This is a genomic window from Oceanobacillus caeni, assembly GCF_019037185.1.
Classification (GTDB): Bacteria; Bacillota; Bacilli; order Bacillales; family Amphibacillaceae; genus Oceanobacillus; species Oceanobacillus caeni.
Map to the genome: position 1 here is coordinate 26,591 of NZ_JAHHXM010000003.1, position 19,087 is coordinate 45,677.

Consider the following 19,087-nt stretch of genomic DNA (forward strand, 5'->3'; position numbering starts at 1 on the left):
GGACATTTAAGGAAATTTTTCCTTCTCAATTTACACCAAAGTAAATATATTTTACTATTTTATTCAAATCATAACGTCTTACACAGCTGAATTCCATATTATAAAAATAAAAAAGCCACATACTTTTTAGTAGTGACTTTCCTCAGATTATCTATTCTCAAAAAATTTACGGTTTAATTCGATATATTCCGTTTCAGCTTCTGGAACCTCATCTTCCATGAAAATTGCCTCGACAGGACATACTGCTTCACATGCGCCGCAATCTATACATATATCAGGATCGATATAGAACATATCTTCTCCTTCTTCAATACAGTCTACAGGACAAACTTCTACACATTCTCCAGCTTTTTCGGTTTTACATGGTGATGTTATAATAAAAGCCAATACAATCTCCTCCTACCTTCATTGCTAAATACGATTCTCCATTAGATAGTATAACTTATTTCTACAATAAAATAAAAGATTCATCTTTCAATCAATTATTTAATTATCCATAAATAACGCAAATAAATACCCCCAACAGTTAGAAGTGAATCTAACTGTTGGGAGTTCCCATACTATTTTACTTCTTTGAAATACTCTTTTAAATAACCGCCAATTCGATTGCTATTATCTTTTATAAAGTAAAATTCATCTGTCTCATTTTTCACATCGTAGATTTTTCCAGGTGTCAATTTATTATCAACCATAAATTTCTTTGCATTCGCGTGTACACATTCGATTTGTTTTATTGTCTCGTTATTTTCCCATTTTAAATGCATCATTTTTTATCACTCCGTTACTAGTTAACATAATAAAGTTATGGTAAACTTATATTTTTATTCAAATAAATACAGATAATTTGCATATCCTTTTTCTTTCATTTCTTCTTTAGGGATAAATTTCATCGCTGCAGAATTCATGCAATACCGTAATCCTCCAGTCTCCCTTGGCCCATCTTCAAATACATGTCCTAGATGTGAATCAGCTTTTCGACTGCGGACCTCCGTACGTATCATACCATGTGATTGATCGAGATGTTCTGTTACTTGATAAGAATCAACTGGTTTGGTGAAGCTTGGCCAACCACATCCCGCATCATATTGATCCTTAGAAGAAAATAGCACTTCACCTGAGATGACATCAACGTATATACCTTCTTTTGTGTTGTTCCAATATTCGTTTTGAAAAGGTCTTTCCGTTCCGTTTTCTTGCGTTACATGATATTGAATTGGGGTGAGCTGTTCTTTCAATTTAGATTTATCTACGCTCATGCCCCATGTTGACTTAATGTAATCTTCTCTTCCAGATCCTTTTTTGTATAATCGATAATGGAAGGATTGCTTTTTATAATAATCTTGGTGATTCTCTTCTGCAGGATAGAATGGTTTTGCAGGTAAAATTTTTGTTACAATTGGTTTAGAAAATTTCCCACTTTCTTCAAGTGCCTGCTTAGAACTCTCAGCAATTGCCTTTTGTTCATCATTGTGATAGAAAATTGCAGTTTGATATGATTCTCCACGATCATTGAATTGTCCACCTGGATCTGTTGGATCAATTTGCTGCCAAAACGTATCAACAAGTCGTTCATATGGCATGATGGCTGGATCAAATGTGATTTGAACAGCTTCTACATGTCCTGTTGTATTTGAACAGACTTGTTCATACGTAGGATTTTCTATATTTCCACCTGTATATCCAGAAATTACACTTTCTACACCGGGTCTAGTATCAAATGGTTCAACCATACACCAGAAGCAACCACCAGCAAAAGTCGCCTTTTCTATATTTGAAGCCATCTTCGTACCTCCATTTTTAGGATGTTTATTTCTATTCTTCCTTTTTTTATAGAAAAATGCAAGCGCTCTGCTTAAATAAATAATTTTGGTGTCGAAAGGCCTTTTTCCTCTTTAGAACTTTGTGATATAACCTCTTCATTACTTTCCGATTTTTCTTTTTCTGTACTAAAAGAATCATCTGCTAATTCATCAGAATTTAATTCTATATTTCCTTTCTTATTTTCTTCTTTATCGTCATCATTTTCAGATGCATCTTCTATTTGATCTATATCTTTAAATGCTTTCATCATACGGTACATCGCTGGGAGATTTTTAATCATTGGTCCATATTCCTGAACGATTGGGGCCGTGGACTGAACGACATTTAATACTTGTTGAATATTTCCTAAGGTTTTTGAAAGCCCCCCTCCCGCTGATATACCTCCAGTTCCGAACTGTTGCTGCGAACCTAATAGACGTCCCAATAAATTTGGTTTTGCATTGTTAGTAGGAACTGATCTTGATCGAAGTCCGAATCCTCTATTTGGAGGTTGTGGTCTGCCGAAGCCTAATTGATTCCGGGGTGGTGGCATCGGGTACCTATATTGTTGTCTTTGAGTTGGAAATAACATATTGATCCCCTTCCCCATTGCTTGATATCTAACTTTTTTAGATGTTAAACCTGAAAAATTTTATTCTTATATCTAACCTATTTTACGATAAATGACTATAAAGTGTGTAGGCTAAAGAAAACATAAATCACTTATAAAATGATGAAATATTCTATTATTTCCTGGGTAAGCGCAATAAGCTACAAGAAATTTAAATTTCTTTAATTGTTTTGTGATATATTGCTGTTTTTTGACATATTAGGTCGATTAGAGATCTTATTAAAAAAACATTCAGTAGGCTTAATATCGCTACTGAATGTTTTATCATTATCTTTCGGTATAAGCATCCCAAAGCTCATCAAATACGATAAGTGCGTTTGGGAAAGGGCTATTCCATTCAAGATAGTTGCTTATTTCATGGTAATCAGAAGAATGCTTAGGGAAATTATGGTCACGAAAAGCCCAGTCAGCTAAATTACTCTGGTCATCAGGAGTTTTCTTACCTCTATAAGTCATTAAAAACTGGTAAAATGAACGCATATATTTCCCCCTTCCTAATAAACGTTTCCAGATTTCATATATTCTTCATGCTTTTTCTGCTTGTTACGAAATACTCGACTACATAAAGTAATGCTTATTTCATAAATTAAGATGAGTGGCACGGAAACCAATAGTGGTAAAAAGAAATCTGGTGGTGTAATCATCGTACTAATTACAATCAATAGAAAATAAGCATATCTTCTTGTTTTTTTCATGAAATCTGGAGTTAAAATTCCCAAGTTAGTTAAGAACATAACAACAATTGGTAATTCAAATAACGCTGCTAACGGCAATGTAACTCGTATTAAAAATTTAAAGTACCCATCAACCGTAAACATGATATCAAACATTCCATTGTTTAAATTCAAAAGAAACGGAATAATAAAATGTGTGAAAAGAAAATAACCGAAAACCATTCCCGCTACAAACAAAACAAAAACAGCAGGTATGTAAGGGAGTGTAACCTTCCTCTCACGTGGTGTCAATCCAGGTTTTACAAACGCCCAAATTTGATAAGCAATAATTGGCAATGTTCCCGCAAGAGCGATTACACCAGCAAGTGAAAAATAGATCCAGATAATTTCTCCAGGGCTTATGGCTGTTAATTTAAAATCAAGTTCTTTAGCAAAAAACCAATAAATATCTTCAATATAGATAAAACCAGCAATAAAAATGACAATAAAAAATATTCCCGTGAACATGATCCTATTTCTTAGTTCAGATAGATGACCAACAACGTCCATGTCTCTTTCTTTTTTATTTTTATGGTTTTTTCCCATATTAACACTCCTTCTATAAGAACAAAAGAAGATGTAAGGTCAGGGCCTTACACCTTCCACATATATACCTATATGCTACTTTTTCGCATCATCGCTCATGTCTTGAACTGCTTTTTTAAACTCTTTTAAAGTTGAGCCAAAAGCCTTTCCAATCTCAGGCAATTTGGAAGGACCAAAAACAACTAAAGCAACAATTAAAATTAGAATTAATCCTGGAAACCCAATACCCATTATAAACACTCCAAGAGATTATTTATCATCTTTATCTGTAACAATAGCTTTCACTTCATCGATTTCTTCTTTGGCATCACTAGTCAAGTCATTTGCGGATTTCTTAAATTCTTTTAGTGTTTCCCCGGCAGCCTTTCCAATCTCAGGCAACTTTTTTGGCCCGAAAACAACTAAAGCAATAATTAAGATTAAAATCAAACCTGGAACTCCAATAGCTCCTAAGCCCATATTGACACCTTCTTTTGTTAGTATACTTATGTAAACCTTTTACTACTTTTATTTAATATTACCATGTTAGCCTTCGAATAGACAAGCATAACTCATTTTCTTCTATCATATTGTAAGAAATAATAGTCATAAGGGTTTTTTTCATCCTTATCCCCTTTAACCTTAGTAGTCAAAACCCAGTCTGAATCAGAAAACGCTGGAAAATACGTATCACCAGCAAATTCTTCTTCAATCCATGTAATATACATACGATCTGCTAAGGGCAGTACTTGATTGAATATATTTCCCCCACCAATAACAAAAAACTCTTCATCTGGTTTTTCTTTATTCCATTTTACTACGGTATCAATGTCCGTTACAACTTCAATATTCTCCGGAAAGCGAGAACCCTTCTTTGTTATAACTACATTCCTACGATTTGGTAAAGCTTTACCAATGGAATCAAATGTCTTTCTCCCCATAATGATTGTATTGCCGGTGGTTTTTTCTTTAAAGAATTTTAAATCCTTAGGAAGATGCCATGGTAAATCATTATTGGCGCCGATAACGCGATTTTTATCCATAGCTACTAATAGTGAAATCATCAAGATCACTCCTGCTAGTCTATATTTTATACAGCAATTGGCGCTTTTATCGTTGGATATGGATTATAATCGACTACTTCGATATCGTCGACTTCATAATCAAAAATAGATTGTTTTTCCTGATTAAGTTTTAAAGTTGGAAAAGATTTTGGTTCACGCTCAAGTTGAGTTCGGACTTGTTCGACATGATTGGAATAAATATGAGCGTCTCCTAACGTATGAACAAACTCTCCCACCTCTAGATTACACTCTTTAGCAATTAGATGGGTTAGTAGTGCATAACTAGCAATATTAAATGGAACACCTAAAAATACATCTCCACTTCTTTGATATAGCTGACAGGATATTTTTCCATCCGCTACATAGAATTGGAATAATGTATGACATGGCGGAAGTGCCATATTTGGAATATCCTCTGGATTCCATGCAGAAACAATATGTCTTCTTGAATTTGGATTATGTTTAATTCCTTCGATTAGATCTTTTAATTGATCAATCGTTTCATTTTGAGATGTTTTCCAATTTCTCCACTGTTTTCCATAAACAGCACCAAGATGACCATATTTTTCAGCAAATGTTTCATCTGTTAATATTTTTTCCTTAAATAGAGCCATTTGTTCCTGAAATAGCTCATTAAATTCTGGATCCTTTTGACATCTAATTCCGAAGTTAGTCATGTCAGGGCCGGTGTATTCCTCACTTTTCACCCATTTTTCAAATGCCCATTCATTCCAAATGTTATTATTATGTTGTAATAAATAACGAATATTTGTGTCTCCTTTCATAAACCAAAGAAGTTCAGAGACAATTAATTTAAATGGGATTCTTTTCGTCGTTAATAATGGAAATCCTTCTTGTAAATCAAATCTCATTTGATGTCCAAAGATAGAATAAGTTCCAGTATTTGTTCGGTCATCACGTTTATTACCATTTTCAAGTATATGTTGACATAAGTCTAAGTAAGCTTGTTCGCCTTTTATCACGGAATAACCTCCATCTTTAATAACTATTCAATACACTATATTAACATATTCCGACATTTTTCTACTACCATTCTCTATGAAATTGTTCTAAAAATTGTTCCATAAATTGATGGCGATCTGCAGCAATTTGTTTTGCTTTTTCTGTATTCATCTGATCTTTCAGTCTTAGTAATTTATCATAAAAATGTTGTATAGATGTATCTTGAGGAATTTCATTGTAAATGAATTGGCCCTTTGCTCCCCCATATGCAAAAGTCCGTGCAATACCAACCGCTCCTATTGCGTCTAATCGATCAGCATCCTGAACGATTCTACCTTCTAACGATTCAGGGATGTTCCCTTTACTAAAAGATATATTTTGAATAATATCATTAATCATCTCGATTTCATTATCACTCAACGAAATGTTTTTTAGAAATTGATTCATCTCCTCCAACACTTGTTGTTGTTGGAAAAGCTTATAATCCCCAATATCGTGTAACCAAGCAGCAGCCTCACAAAGAAATTCATCTGCATTTTCATATTCGGCTATAAATTTAGCCATTTTCGCAACCCTTTTCATATGATAAAAATCATGGCCAGTAACATCCAACTTAAAAAGTTCTTTAACATATTGTTGCATTGCATTCAATTGTTCCTCTCTTTTCATCCTACACACACTCCATATTCATTCTAATTATATTATTATGTATAAAACTTCGGATTTTGTAAACGTTATAAATGTAGAGACAAAAAGTCTTAAGTGATTTAGTAAAATATGGCAGCAATTTCTTGACTAACGCTTTCAAATAAGCTATATTAAACATAAGCAAAGAAGATGTACGGATTCATTAATAAACAGGCAACTTCCTAATAGAAGCGGATGTAATAATGATCCTACACTTCTAGTGGAAAGTTGCCTTTTTTATTTAATGTTTTTGTCTCTCTACTTTGTATTAACACGTTTTAATGAACGTTCAAAAAGGAAGATGAAAAGGACTGAGGTCGGCTAAAGTCGCAACGTCCTGGGGCTCCGATTACTCGCCCCACCGTAAAGATTTGTTGCAACGCCGACACTAGCACGTCCTGTGCGTCGCAGTTCGAGGTGGCGTAGCTTTGAGGAACGGAACGTATGCAATTAATACGTGAGTACCGGTGAGTCTTGCCAACTAGAAACGTTGAAGTGTCATTTTCACCGGATTTTTTGAACAACCTTTACGACGTGAAAGTTTTTAGGAGGATTAACATGCAAAACGGTGTAGTAAAATGGTTTAATGCTGAAAAAGGCTATGGTTTCATTCAATTAGAGGATGGAAATGATGTATTCGTACATTATTCTGCAATTCAAGAAGAAGGATTCAAATCTTTAGAAGAAGGCCAAGAAGTATCTTTTGAAATTGTAGAAGGCGAACGTGGCCCTCAAGCTGCTAATGTTGTAAAAAAATAGAATATAATAAAAAACTTATATAATACAGCGGGACTCCATTAGGGGTTCCGCTTTTTTGCACTTTTAAATCTTTCCTTTCCCCACTTATCCCTCCTCTCCTTTTCTCATTCAGATGACAGAATAAGAACTCACATTCTATTTCTATCACATTATGTTCACAAACTTTTTCAACCAAAAAGTTAGAAAAATCGATAACTCACGGCCAATAAGGGTTCTTGAACAAAGTGTGAATTGTACGAAACCTTGATAAATTCTATTTTCATATTGTGTATGATAAAAACAGATAGATAACTTAGAAAGATAAAAGGGGTGAAATGATGAAAAAGAAAACACTACCCAATTCTTCTTCACAAGAGCCAAATCTAAAAGGAACCATTATCTCTGTCTCTATTGTTGGCTTCATTATTGTGGCTTCATGGTTTGCAGTGTTTGGTTTATTTTTGTCTCGTTAGTTATTTCTTTAAAGGGGAGGAAAAAAGATGCATTTACACAAATATGAAAAATGGTGGTTGATTTTTGGTGTTGGTACATTAATTACTTTTTTATTGATTCTCGGTTATGGCGCCTTCTATTTAGGAACACATCCACAAAGTCATGGAATTACAATCGATCCACAAGAAATTGAAGCTGAAGAATCTTTTAAGCCCGAGAATTTAGGATTAACAAAAGTGGATGAAGGACAATATGTATTGAATGTAGTTGCTTCCGCTTTTAATTATGATTTAGGAACAGATGAAGAAGGTAAACCTGTCAAACATATTCAAATTCCAAAAGGATCAACAGTACTTGTTCAGGCAGTTACTCCTGACGTTATTCACGGTTTTAACATTGCTGGTACAAACGCAAACATGATGGTTGAACCTGGATTTATTAGTAGTATGGAAGTTACGTTAAACAAAGCAGGAGAATATACGCTATTATGTAACGAATACTGTGGATCCGGACATCATATGATGTTTGCTACTGTGGAGGTGACGGAATAATGGCTATCGAAAAATTACTAAAATATGAACAAGATAGTAGGTTTCCATTAACTTTATCTAAATCAGAATCCCGCCTTTATATGTCATTTATTAGCTTTGCATTTATCGCACTTTTTGTTGGTGGGCTTATGGGGTTATTACAAGTTCTCGTTCGATCTGGTTACTACACGTTACCAGCAGGAATTGATTATTATCAAGTATTAACAGTACATGGAGTTGTATTAGGACTGGTTTTAACCACATATTTTATTATCGGTTTCCAATATACTTTAATGGGAAAGACAGTAGGAATATCTGATACTCAGTATCGTGTAGCTTGGCTTGGTTTCTGGGTAATGACACTCGGAACCGTAATGGCAGCAATAACGATTTTATATGGAAAAGCAAGTGTACTTTATACATTTTACGCCCCACTACAAGCACACCCAGCATTTTATATTGGTTTAGCTCTTGTTATTATTGGTAGTTGGATTGCTTGTTTTGTGAATTGGCGTCAACTTTATGTATGGAAGAAAAAACATCCAGGTGAAAAATCTCCATTACTTGCTTTCATGGTAGTAATCAATATGATTATGTGGTTTATCGCAACTTTAGGTGTGGCAGCATCCGTTCTTTTACAATTCATTCCTTGGTCATTAGGATATGCCGCTACTATTGACGTTCTATTAAGTAGAACTCTATTTTGGTACTTCGGACATCCACTTGTCTATTTTTGGTTATTACCTGCATACATGGCATGGTATGCGATTATTCCTAAAATAATTGGTGGGAAAATCTTTAGTGATTCGCTTGCAAGATTATCATTTGTGTTATTCTTATTCTTCTCCATACCAGTCGGACTTCACCATCAATTAACAGAACCAGGAGTCCAAACAACATGGAAATTTGTACAAATCATACTGACATTTATGGTTGTTGTTCCAAGTTTAATGACAGCATTCTCCATGTTTGCTACATTTGAAATTAGTGGTAGAAGAAAAGGATTCGGTGGACTATTTGGATGGTTCGTTCACTTACCATGGAAAGATGTACGATTTTTAGCTCCATTTGTAGGGATGCTTGCCTTTATCCCAGGTGGTGCTGGTGGATTAATTAATGCATCTTATCAGTTAAATTCCGTTATTCATAATACAATTTGGGTTACCGGACATTTTCATTTAACTGTTGCAACAACTGTTATTCTTACATTTTTCGGAATAACCTATTGGCTAGTCCCACACCTTACTGGTCGTAAATTAACACCGTCAGTTAATCGACTTGGAATCATTCAAACTATATTTTGGGCAATCGGAATGACAATTATGTCTGCAGCAATGCATATACAAGGATTACTCGGGGGCCCAAGAAGATCTTCTTTCTCAGAATACAATGGTTCTGAGCAAGTTGCCGAGTGGGGAGCGTATCAGGTAGCTCAAGCCATTGGTGGAACCATTTTATTTATTGGTATTGTCTTGATGATCTATATCTTCATAAAATTAGCTTTCTTTTCACCAAAGGGTAATGAAGAATTTCCAATTGCTGAAGAAGAAAAAGATGCAGAGCCAACGCCAATGTGGTTAGAAAAATGGAAATTATGGGTGGCGATTACCATTGCCTTGATTCTATTTGCTTATACGATTCCAATAATGGATATCATTCAACATGCACCACCAGGTTCAGCACCATTCGCTTGGCCAATTGGTAATAATTAATCAATGAGGTATATTTTTATTATTCCTTCGATTAAATTAACCGTTTGTAAGCATTCTAAAGACTTTTGCTTTGATTAACATAAAAACTCATTTGCGATTTATAATGGCAAATGAGTTTTTTTCACTAACTAACATTTAGCTCCAATTTAAATTCCCTCACCTTTTATAACTTCTTTACATCCGTACAATAATTGCACCGCCACCGCTTCCCTGGACGTATTTGGTATCTTCTTGATTACACATCGATTGCAATAGTTGATTGTTCAGTTCTATCAATTGATTAAGCCGATATAGTTGATTCTCAAGATTGATCATCATTTGCCTCATGTCCTGTATGTCTGATAATGACCTAGGATTGGTACTAGCTGGATTTGATGAAGTATAACCTTGGCTGGCTGTATCCTGGAAAGGAAGTGTATGCGCTGGTAAAATACCTGATCCATACATATCACTTTGAGCTTTTGTTCCCATTTCCTGCACGTCAGTACTATCATGCCCTTGGTGTCCACCTTGTTTGTCAATAGGTCCCGGGCTTTGACTATAAGGGTACCAACTAAGCTGATATGGATTGTGAGAAGACATCTGTTAACCTCCTTTCATCGTATATCCAGTTTATGCGCCTTTTACTTTTCATGGGTACAATCATCCCAAAAATGATTGATTTGCCCTATTACAAGGCTTCAGTTTATGAACACTTATAGCATATTATGAACACTTATAGCATATAGAAAGCTAGAAATATATTTAAATTTTTATGTGTTCAGAAATTGACGGTTTTCTGGACACTATTCTATAAATTTATTTTAAAACTGATATTTCTTGCTTAATCAACAAAAATATACTATTATGACTACAGGTCAAAAATGACCATCAGTCAGAAAAGGTGGTTTTTGTTAATGTCGCAAAGAATGGACAAAATATTTTATGAAAGAAATAAAACAATCCTAAATCATGCAGAAACATTATTTAGATTAAAAGGTTTCGATAAAGTAACTATGAATGACATAGCGAAAGAATCAGATGTCGCAAAAGGCACTTTATATTTGCATTTTAAATCTAAAGAGGAACTACTTTTTAACATTTTGAAACCTAAATTGGAAGAATTTAATCATAAGGTAGAACTAATAGACAAAAACGAAAATCTTACAAGAGATAAAATAAAAAAAATAATAATTTATGGGTTTGACAGTGACTTTTTTGACTTTACTAAGGATCAATTTCTTTATATGCATAAGTTATTTAATGTGCAATATCACCATGAATTAAATTCAATTATCGATAAGGTCATAAATAATTTTTCGCTAATCATACAAGAAGGTAAGGAAAAAAACGAAATAAACTCTTCTCTACCTAATAACTATTTATCACATCAATTGATGCACATTTTTGACCCTCAAATTTACTTTAGTTTAGTTGAAAATGAAAAAAACACAAAAGAAAGTTTTGTTCGCAATACGATTACTTTTTATTTAAATGTATTAAGTATAGCTAATTAAAGGAGATAATATAATGGATCTACAATTAAAGAATAAAAGTGCACTTATTACTGGATCAACTAAAGGGATAGGAAAGGCAATAGCTTTCGAACTTGCAAAAGAGGGTGTGGATGTTTTAGTTAACGGTAGAAACAATGAAGAAGTAGAAATTGTTGTTAATGACATAAAGAAAAAATATCCAGAAACTAATCCTCAAAATGCTTTTGGTAATCTATTGAACAAAGATGAAAGAGAAAATATATACAATAATCATCCTAATGTAGATATTCTTGTGAATAATTTAGGAATATACGAAATGATGACTTATGAAAAAGTTAATGATGAAGTTTGGAAGAAATATTTTGACACGAATTTTCTTATTGCTGATAACATGTCAAGGTTTTATATAGATAAAATGCTGAATAAAAATTTTGGCAGAATTATTTTTATTGCTAGTGAAGAAGCTGTCATGCCTTCAGGAAATATGCCACAGTATGCTGTAACTAAATCAATGATTTTATCTTTATCCAAATCATTATCATTTTTAACCAAGGGCAAAGAAGTGACAATTAATATCATAATGCCTGGACCAACATTGTCGGAGACTGTCGAAAATATACTCAAAGACATATATAGTAATTCTAGTAAGTCTTTCGAACAAATTGAAAAGGACTTTGTATTGTCTAATTTACCTGATTCACATATTGAAAGGTTTATTCGTCCTTTCGAGATAGGAAGAATGGTTGCATTTGTAAGCAGCCCACATTCAGGTGCTATGAAAGGTACAGCAGTTCGAATGGACGGTGGTTTGATACCAACTATTTATTAAAAAGCTAATATTACCATTAATTTAAAACATCTTATTTAATTCAATCCTTTATTCCATTAAAAATGACGCTTTTCCGTATTCCGGAAAAGCGTCTGATTATGCTGCCTATGAAAACAGCCTTTTATTTATTAATCTTTACCCTTCCCAAAGCCTTTTCCTCTAAAGGAATTCTAACTTTCATCAACATCAAATGAAAGAGGGGAAACATTAAAGCAGTGTAATAGGCGCCGAAAAGAAGCGGTATGACTATTAGCTCTAATCCAACGATAACATAATTAGGATGTTTAATATATTTGTACGGCCCCCGTTTCACTAATGCGACATTCGGCAAAACGATAATTTTTGTATTCCAAAATCTTCCTAATGATTGAATACACCATACCCTTGCTAATTGTATAAGCAAAAAGAGCGCAAATAAAAAGTTGTTTAACACATACCCATCCGTACCTCGTATTGCAACTTCAGCGAGAATAGATATAAAAAATAAACTATGTATAACGATAAACCATTTATAATGTTCTTTACCCTTTTCAATCCCTCCGTTTGCCTTCATCCATTGTTCATTTCTTTTCGCTATTATTAGCTCCACTAATCTTTGGACAATAATAAAAATAAAGAGAAGCCATAAGAACAAACTGTGCATCATTCATCCCACTCCAATAATAGTAATTCTGAGCTGAAACCAGGTCCTAATGCAGATAGGATACTTCTATTATTATTGCCCACTTTCTCCTTCATCCATTCTTCTAAAACATACAAAACAGTAGAAGAAGACATATTTCCATGCTCCGATAACACTTTATAAGAATGTTTTAGTTTATTATTAGTGGTTTGTAAGACATGTTCCATAGCTTCGAGTACCTTTTTACCACCTGGATGAGCAATATAGGAGAAAATATCACTTTCAAATAAATGCTGATCTTGTAAAAAGGATTCGATATGTTCTTTCCAAAAGGATTGTACAAGCGATGGAATGCTTTTGGAAAAGATGACTTCTAAGCCACTATTTGTTACATCCCATCCCATCACATCGATACTTTTCGGTTTCAATGAAGAACTGGTTGAAACAATCTTTGGGGATGCTACTTTTCTATAGGTTAAATAGCGAGATTTTTCCCCAACAACCAAAGCCGAACTTATTCCATCGCCAAATATGGCAGTTCCAACAATGTTACTCTTTTTCACATCCCCCTTTTGGAAAGTTAGACTACATAATTCACAACATACTACTAGGGCTGTTTTATCAGGGTTGGCAGAAATCCAATCATAAGCAGTGGACAACCCCATCGCCCCTCCTGCACAACCTAATCCCCATAGAGGTAAACGTCTAACATCTTTACGAAAGGCACGCTCATTAATAATATGAACGTCCATCGAAGGAGCTGATATTCCTGAACTAGAAACAAATATAATCATATCGATTGCCTCATATGGAATAGCATCAGTAAGAAAATCGTGGTTTTGTAAGCATTGATCAATTGCTTGAACCGAATATTCTTTTGCTAGTTTTTGAAATAAATGATTCTTTTCTTCAAAACTATGCTCTTTTGTAAACCATGATTTTTCAACTACAAACTGTCGATCATGAACATAAGCATTATCAAAAACCGGTAGCAATCTTTCCACTTGTCTACTTGTATAACTAAATATATCTTTTACTAATCGTTTGATTTCTTCTTGATTCATATTATATCGTGGTGTGGCGGTACCTATGGAACAAATATAAGGCATGGATTCTATCACCCTTTTATCTTATTTTCCCATTTTTATGTTCTCCCAAAATAAGGGTTATCATTCATAGGGGTAGTGGTGCTCAGAATTAATATAAAAAAAGACATCATGGTAAGATGTCTAATTTCAACCATTTATTAGCGTATTAAAAGGTTTGTCATATTCTTGTAATCGCGAGGTACAAAACAATAAGTACTTGCATCGCTTCCATTCTACCGCATCCAAAGGAAAGTAAGTAATGTGATGATAGAAATTAAAGTTGTACTAAAATTCTAACTCCGTAATAAAATAAACATGATAAATTAAATGATTGGTAACGTGGTTGTAACCACCAAGTGATAACCTTGAGTGTGGCTTAGAAACATTAAAGGGAGTTACGAAATGAACATAAAAGCTATTTTTTGCAAATTATTATTTAAGAAACATAAATATAACTACTTTACTGATAAATGTGTGAGATGTGGAAAGTCAAGGAGTGCCTAAACGATGAGTGAAATTTCAGCGGTAAATTACAATTGGGGCTAATATCGGGGCTGAATAAGCATTTTCAGCCCCCATACCTTAATATGGAAAAAATTAAGAACGCTCCCCAAAATACTGATAATAATTCGTTTGAATAAATCCATTAAATAATTTGCGCTTCTTGGTTGCATTTTTACCATAGGCTTTCTCAAATTCTTCATAAGCCGTCAATATATAAACACTCCAAGATGGATGTTGTTCCATAACCTTACCAAGACCACGATATATTTCTTCTACGGATTCTTTATCACTTAGTCTTTGTCCATAAGGAGGGTTCCCCACAATATATCCATTATTAGCCTTTATCGATAAGTCATTTACCTGCATTTGCTTCCAAGTAACTAAATCACCCAATCCAGCCTCAATTGCATTATTTTCAGCAATGTTTATCATTTTATGGTCTATGTCGGAACCTGTAATGAATAGTTTTTGATCATAGTTGGCCTGATCTTCTGCTTCTTCAAATGCTTTTTCCCAGTGTTTTTTCTTTATTAATGGCCATTCCTCAGAAACAAAATCTCGATTAAATCCTGGAGCGATATTTTGTCCTATTAATGCCGCTTCAATAGGAATCGTACCTGAACCACAAAATGGATCAATAAATGGATCATCGGGTTTCCAGTTGGTTAATAAAATGAGTGCTGCAGCCATTGTTTCTTTTAATGGTGCTTCCCCTTGACCAACGCGATATCCCCTTTTATGAAGGCCAGTTCCAGAAGTATCAATAGTTAAGGTTGCAATATCTTTAAGAATGGATACTTCAATTTTATATATTGCACCGGTTTCCGGCATTTTATAGACAACACCATGCTTTAATTTCAATTTTTCAGCTATCGACTTTTTTACTATCTTCTGACAGTCAGGTACACTATGTAATTCGGATTTGACAGACTTACCTGAAACTGGGAATTGTCCATCCTCTGGAATGTATTCCTCCCAAGGTAAATGCTTGGTACCTTCAAATAATTCATCAAAGGTAGTTGCTTGAAACTCCCCTACAAGGATTTTAACCCTATCAGCAGTTCTAAGCCATAAGTTACATCTCGGTATCGCTGAGATAGGCGCATCAAAAATTACTTTACCATTGTCTACTTCTACCTCATAACCTAGATTTCGTACTTCGTTTGCCACAACGGATTCTAACCCCATTGCCGCAGTAGCTATTAATGTTACAGTTCGCATCATATAATTCCTTTCAAATAAAAAATTTATTACTATAGTTTACCACACTTAAAGGCAAAAAAACCTTTTCTATAGCATTCGCTATAAAAAAGGTTTAGGAAAACGTACTTAAGACCAATTAAATACTCGATAAGCCATGTTCTGTCCCTTTGTACTGCAAACGGTGGTCTAACCTCGTACTCCGGGCGTAATCATCTATCTACAAGTAAAATACTTGTCCCTCGTTCGGTTGAATTCCCTAGTAAAGGATGCCCCTACCATTATTTGGGTTGCTCACTCGTGGGGTTTACCTCGTTCCACCTGAAATGTTTCCATTCCAGCTACGTCACTGTGGCACTTTCAAGGATTAGATTCCATATCTAAAATGACTTAGGAATACATCCTGCCGTTAGCCCTAAAAGCTACCTTGACTTATGAATTCGTCAAGCACGAACACTACAGACATCTCAGTCTGTGTGAGCATGGACTTTCCTCTGCATGATTAATCATACAGCGATTACGTGAGTATCTAATTAAATTATGTTTATATCATAACATGCATAGACGAACTATTCAATGGTAGATTGTGGTATGATGGTTTAGTTTTCTGCTGAATCAACAAACTTTTTCCCAAAAACAGCTTTTTCTAAATTAGATAATCGTTTCAAAATATCATAATTTACTTGTGTAGGTTGCTGTGGTGCTCTTACCCTTGTAGGTTGTTCATGATCATTATTTTTCTTCAGTTTATCTAACTCTTGCTGTAATCTGTTTATCTCCTGTTGAAGTAAATCATAATCTTGAATAATGATATCAAGAAATTCATCTACCTCTTCTTGATTGTATCCTCGCATTCCAGTTTTAAAATCCTTTTCAAGAATATCTTTACCACTCAAACGAACACCTTTAACACTCATCCGTATCACCTCATAATTCTTCACTAATTACATATATCTCTTTTATTACTATTCGTGTCTATGTAAATACATTATATCATACTTCATTTCTTATTTTCTCCAAATCCTGCTGAAAAAGTGAAATAATTCTATTTTATGTGTAAAACAGGAAACTGAATGTAAGGTTCAGCTTCCTGTTTATATTAACTAAATAAATCATGTTGTCCAAACGAAAATGGTAATAATTCCTCCATTTTAACCTCTTTTGTTTCTTGTTTTAGGTTGGTTAGATATATTTTCATATCTTTGTTAAAAAATTCACTCATTACTTGTCGACAGGCACCACATGGTGGAACAGGCCTATCGGTATCCGCAGCAACCGCCATTTCAATAAATTCACTTTCACCATCTGACAACGCTTTAAATATGGTTACTCTTTCTGCACAACACCCTACAGAATAAGCGGCATTTTCAATATTACACCCAGTATAAATTTTACCAGATTTTGTTTTTAAAGCAGCACCTACGGGAAATTTTGAATAAGGAACATATGCATTTTTTCGTATGTTAATTGCTTCTTGAATTAAATTTGATGTAGACATTAGCAACACTCACCTTTATTTAAGTTCATGTATGATTTGTTCAAATATATATCGAATCGATTTGTGATACTCCATATACCTTCTTTTTCGTATATCTTTGTAATAACTATGCATGATAAGTAGATCCATATTTTCCTTTGTAGAATTAACTTGTCCGGGGTGTATGTTCACCTCTCGGTTTTTAACCGACTTTAAAGCTTGTTCCTCCCACTCTTCTAACAATTCATAAATTGGAGTTACTTCTTCCTTTACCTGGAGGAAGAAAGCTTTATCTCGAATATTATCCGGAGGTTTCCCTTCTTCAAAAAATTCCTTAAGATGCATCAAATGATTCAAAAGTAACTCTGTATTTTTAAATAAATCCATAAACTTCCGCCTTTAATTAGTATTCCTTTTTTTACTTTAACATATTTTCCTTAAAGCGGATATTATATAAACTTCTTAATAGAATTTTCTAGTTTGGAAATTTCATACTGTTGATTTTCGTAACGATAGGAAATTTCATTTTCCGTTTTCATGTTTAATTTTTCATCCATTATACGGATCTGATCTGAAATCTGTTGTAAGGAGGATTCAAATTGATCAATACTAATACCATTCGCGTATTGGTCTAATTTTCGTGCTGCAACTGACATACCATCACCCCATTCCCATTTAGCTTAGTAACAACATATTCTGTAAATGCGTTTAAACTCCTTCCCCTTCGACAAAACTAGAAAAAAACGTACAAAAGAAGTGGAAATCCTAAATCTTTTTTATGAAATTAGACACAATATAAATGAAGGAGGGGTTTAAAAATGAGTAAAAGCAAACAAATATTAAATCAGGAAAAACAACAACGTAAATCTAAATCAGAAATTAAAGGTGATAAGAAATTAAATGGTCCAAACCGACCTTCAACTTAAGAACAAAAGCGGAAGCGCCCGTTTAGCGACGTACGGACTGGACTGAGCCGTAGGAGATAAAGGAAACACGACGAACGGAGTGAGTCGATGTTGACTTATCGCACGGAGGTGAAGGAAGTCTCGCTAGTCGCTGGGCGCTGGAGCTGGACGTGGCCTTCTCTATGACAAGATTTATAGGCTAAATTTTTATACTTTCTAATCTTGCTAAATGAAAACCAATGGTCCTCTTCTTTGAATGACCATTGGTTTTGTGTTGCTATACTAACCATTAATATAAAAGTACAAAATAAGGATATATTTTGTTATCGTAGGACCTTTATAGTGGCTATTTAACCCCTATAATTAAATAAAGAATTTCGTAATATATTTTTCGAAGGTATCAACAAGAAAGATTATAGTGTTTAAAGTCTGTGCATTTTTCGCCAATGATATATAATAAAGGTAAAACATTTCCTTTAGAGTTGTAGTTTATAGTTATCATTTGTCTATTTTTTTGGTATGATACTGTAGATTAGGAGGATATGAATGAATTATCCAAATGGTAAAAAAAAGAACATGACTAGTAAAAAAAGTAGATCAAAACCGAATCACAGTTTCAGTAATAGAGGTATGTCACTAGAGGACGATATTAATGTAACGAATCAGTACTATTTGGAGACCAATCGAGCAGTTATTCATAAAAAACCTACACCGGTACAGATTGTTAAAGTGAATTATCCTAATCGAAGTGCAGCTGTCATTACTGAAGCGTACTTTAAGCAAGCTTCTACTACAGATTATAATGGCTTATATCGTGGAAAATATGTAGACTTTGAAGCAAAAGAAACAAAAAATAAAACCTATTTTCCACTGGCAAATATTCATGACCATCAAATAAAACACATGAATTCTATTCTTAATCATGGTGGTATCTGTTTTACTATTATTCGATTTTCTACTTTTGATGAAACATATCTGCTTCAAGGAACAAAACTTTTGGAATACTGGAAAGACAAAATGAATGGTGGCAAGAAATCGATTCCCTATTTACATTTTAAAGAAAATGCTTTTGAGATACCTTTTAAATACCAAGAACGTGTGGACTATTTAGCAATTATAGATCAATTATATTTTTAGCAGAAAGGAAACAGTTCTTCCTGCATAAGTGCAA

The 19,087-nt window shown here is 34.0% G+C and carries 27 protein-coding genes and 1 other RNA gene; 8 read left to right on the forward strand and 20 right to left on the reverse strand.

Annotated features, from left to right (window positions below; all coding sequences use genetic code 11):
• Positions 1–147: 147 nt before the first annotated feature.
• The 11 genes from KM885_RS02615 to KM885_RS02665 form a co-directional block, all read right to left on the reverse strand.
• Complete coding sequence (locus KM885_RS02615; protein ID WP_047185065.1) at positions 148–387, reverse strand: indolepyruvate ferredoxin oxidoreductase subunit alpha; 240 nt, start codon at positions 385–387, stop codon at positions 148–150.
• A 173-nt stretch (positions 388–560) separates the two neighbouring features.
• On the reverse strand, positions 561–767 hold the full coding sequence (locus KM885_RS02620; RefSeq protein ID WP_047185064.1) for a DUF6501 family protein: 207 nt from the start codon (positions 765–767) through the stop codon (positions 561–563).
• A 54-nt stretch (positions 768–821) separates the two neighbouring features.
• On the reverse strand, positions 822–1,781 hold the full coding sequence (gene msrA / locus KM885_RS02625) for a peptide-methionine (S)-S-oxide reductase MsrA (RefSeq protein WP_047185063.1): 960 nt from the start codon (positions 1,779–1,781) through the stop codon (positions 822–824).
• 71 nt (positions 1,782–1,852) lie between these two features.
• On the reverse strand, positions 1,853–2,392 hold the full coding sequence (vrrA, locus tag KM885_RS02630; RefSeq protein WP_216883492.1) for a VrrA/YqfQ family protein: 540 nt from the start codon (positions 2,390–2,392) through the stop codon (positions 1,853–1,855).
• Positions 2,393–2,698: 306 nt separating this feature from the next.
• The gene (locus KM885_RS02635; RefSeq protein WP_047185061.1) at positions 2,699–2,911 is read right to left on the reverse strand and encodes a YozE family protein; all 213 of its coding nucleotides are present in this window, start codon (positions 2,909–2,911) and stop codon (positions 2,699–2,701) included.
• Positions 2,912–2,925: 14 nt separating this feature from the next.
• Positions 2,926–3,690 (reverse strand): twin-arginine translocase subunit TatC, encoded by a 765-nt coding sequence (tatC, locus tag KM885_RS02640; protein WP_047185060.1) that lies wholly within the window; start codon positions 3,688–3,690, stop codon positions 2,926–2,928.
• A gap of 75 nt (positions 3,691–3,765) precedes the next feature.
• Positions 3,766–3,921, reverse strand: a complete 156-nt coding sequence (locus KM885_RS02645; RefSeq protein WP_060668510.1) for a twin-arginine translocase TatA/TatE family subunit — start codon at positions 3,919–3,921, stop codon at positions 3,766–3,768.
• Positions 3,922–3,939: 18 nt separating this feature from the next.
• Entirely contained in the window at positions 3,940–4,149 is a 210-nt protein-coding gene (tatA, locus tag KM885_RS02650; RefSeq protein WP_047185059.1) for a twin-arginine translocase TatA/TatE family subunit, read from the reverse strand.
• Between the two features lie 92 nt (positions 4,150–4,241).
• The gene (locus KM885_RS02655) at positions 4,242–4,733 is read right to left on the reverse strand and encodes a dihydrofolate reductase (RefSeq protein WP_145543192.1); all 492 of its coding nucleotides are present in this window, start codon (positions 4,731–4,733) and stop codon (positions 4,242–4,244) included.
• 26 nt (positions 4,734–4,759) lie between these two features.
• Entirely contained in the window at positions 4,760–5,716 is a 957-nt protein-coding gene (locus tag KM885_RS02660; RefSeq protein ID WP_047185057.1) for a thymidylate synthase, read from the reverse strand.
• A 64-nt stretch (positions 5,717–5,780) separates the two neighbouring features.
• The gene (locus KM885_RS02665; protein ID WP_216883493.1) at positions 5,781–6,365 is read right to left on the reverse strand and encodes an HD domain-containing protein; all 585 of its coding nucleotides are present in this window, start codon (positions 6,363–6,365) and stop codon (positions 5,781–5,783) included.
• 576 nt (positions 6,366–6,941) lie between these two features.
• Here KM885_RS02665 and KM885_RS02670 point away from each other — a divergent pair.
• From KM885_RS02670 to KM885_RS02685, 4 genes are all read left to right on the forward strand, one after another.
• On the forward strand, positions 6,942–7,142 hold the full coding sequence (locus tag KM885_RS02670) for a cold-shock protein (protein WP_047185055.1): 201 nt from the start codon (positions 6,942–6,944) through the stop codon (positions 7,140–7,142).
• Between the two features lie 317 nt (positions 7,143–7,459).
• Positions 7,460–7,594 carry a hypothetical protein gene (locus tag KM885_RS02675; RefSeq protein ID WP_060668263.1) on the forward strand — a complete coding sequence of 45 codons (135 nt, stop codon included), beginning with the start codon at positions 7,460–7,462 and terminating at the stop codon, positions 7,592–7,594.
• Positions 7,595–7,621: 27 nt separating this feature from the next.
• Positions 7,622–8,125, forward strand: a complete 504-nt coding sequence (locus KM885_RS02680; protein WP_204798114.1) for a cupredoxin domain-containing protein — start codon at positions 7,622–7,624, stop codon at positions 8,123–8,125.
• Entirely contained in the window at positions 8,125–9,816 is a 1,692-nt protein-coding gene (locus tag KM885_RS02685) for a b(o/a)3-type cytochrome-c oxidase subunit 1 (RefSeq protein ID WP_216883494.1), read from the forward strand. Before KM885_RS02680 ends, KM885_RS02685 begins: the two co-directional genes overlap by 1 nt.
• Before the next feature lie 174 nt (positions 9,817–9,990).
• On the opposite strand, the gene KM885_RS02690 is transcribed toward KM885_RS02685, so the two are convergent.
• Positions 9,991–10,398: a hypothetical protein gene (locus tag KM885_RS02690; RefSeq protein WP_204798125.1), complete on the reverse strand. Its 408-nt coding sequence runs from the start codon at positions 10,396–10,398 to the stop codon at positions 9,991–9,993.
• Between the two features lie 314 nt (positions 10,399–10,712).
• On the opposite strand from KM885_RS02690, the gene KM885_RS02695 reads away from it, so the two are divergent.
• Both KM885_RS02695 and KM885_RS02700 read left to right on the forward strand, forming a co-directional pair.
• A complete protein-coding gene (locus KM885_RS02695; protein WP_047185051.1) occupies positions 10,713–11,312 on the forward strand; it encodes a TetR/AcrR family transcriptional regulator in 600 nt (199 codons plus the stop codon).
• Between the two features lie 13 nt (positions 11,313–11,325).
• A complete protein-coding gene (locus KM885_RS02700; protein ID WP_216883495.1) occupies positions 11,326–12,120 on the forward strand; it encodes an SDR family NAD(P)-dependent oxidoreductase in 795 nt (264 codons plus the stop codon).
• Positions 12,121–12,241: 121 nt separating this feature from the next.
• Here the strand turns inward: KM885_RS02700 and KM885_RS02705 are convergent, their stop codons facing one another.
• The 8 genes from KM885_RS02705 to KM885_RS02740 all read right to left on the reverse strand — a co-directional run bounded on the left by KM885_RS02705 (position 12,242) and on the right by KM885_RS02740 (position 17,667).
• The gene (locus KM885_RS02705; protein ID WP_338113654.1) at positions 12,242–12,766 is read right to left on the reverse strand and encodes an isoprenylcysteine carboxyl methyltransferase family protein; all 525 of its coding nucleotides are present in this window, start codon (positions 12,764–12,766) and stop codon (positions 12,242–12,244) included.
• Positions 12,763–13,851, reverse strand: coding sequence for a type III polyketide synthase (locus KM885_RS02710; RefSeq protein ID WP_047185049.1), 1,089 nt, complete (start codon positions 13,849–13,851; stop codon positions 12,763–12,765). Before KM885_RS02710 ends, KM885_RS02705 begins: the two co-directional genes overlap by 4 nt.
• 576 nt (positions 13,852–14,427) lie before the next feature.
• A complete protein-coding gene (locus KM885_RS02715; protein ID WP_047185048.1) occupies positions 14,428–15,558 on the reverse strand; it encodes a THUMP domain-containing class I SAM-dependent RNA methyltransferase in 1,131 nt (376 codons plus the stop codon).
• 122 nt (positions 15,559–15,680) lie between these two features.
• Positions 15,681–16,063, reverse strand: an RNA gene (rnpB, locus tag KM885_RS02720) — RNase P RNA component class B.
• Between the two features lie 70 nt (positions 16,064–16,133).
• On the reverse strand, positions 16,134–16,451 hold the full coding sequence (gpsB, locus tag KM885_RS02725; RefSeq protein WP_204798110.1) for a cell division regulator GpsB: 318 nt from the start codon (positions 16,449–16,451) through the stop codon (positions 16,134–16,136).
• 182 nt (positions 16,452–16,633) lie between these two features.
• Complete coding sequence (locus KM885_RS02730; protein ID WP_047185046.1) at positions 16,634–17,032, reverse strand: cytidine deaminase; 399 nt, start codon at positions 17,030–17,032, stop codon at positions 16,634–16,636.
• Positions 17,033–17,047: 15 nt separating this feature from the next.
• Positions 17,048–17,398: a DUF1798 family protein gene (locus KM885_RS02735; protein ID WP_047185045.1), complete on the reverse strand. Its 351-nt coding sequence runs from the start codon at positions 17,396–17,398 to the stop codon at positions 17,048–17,050.
• Positions 17,399–17,460: 62 nt separating this feature from the next.
• A complete protein-coding gene (locus tag KM885_RS02740; protein WP_047185044.1) occupies positions 17,461–17,667 on the reverse strand; it encodes a hypothetical protein in 207 nt (68 codons plus the stop codon).
• Between the two features lie 162 nt (positions 17,668–17,829).
• Between KM885_RS02740 and KM885_RS02745 the strand changes: the two genes are divergently transcribed.
• Positions 17,830–17,937: a spore protein gene (locus tag KM885_RS02745; RefSeq protein WP_191963090.1), complete on the forward strand. Its 108-nt coding sequence runs from the start codon at positions 17,830–17,832 to the stop codon at positions 17,935–17,937.
• A 525-nt stretch (positions 17,938–18,462) separates the two neighbouring features.
• Complete coding sequence (gene recU / locus KM885_RS02750; protein ID WP_204798108.1) at positions 18,463–19,053, forward strand: Holliday junction resolvase RecU; 591 nt, start codon at positions 18,463–18,465, stop codon at positions 19,051–19,053.
• Positions 19,054–19,087 lie beyond the last annotated feature (34 nt).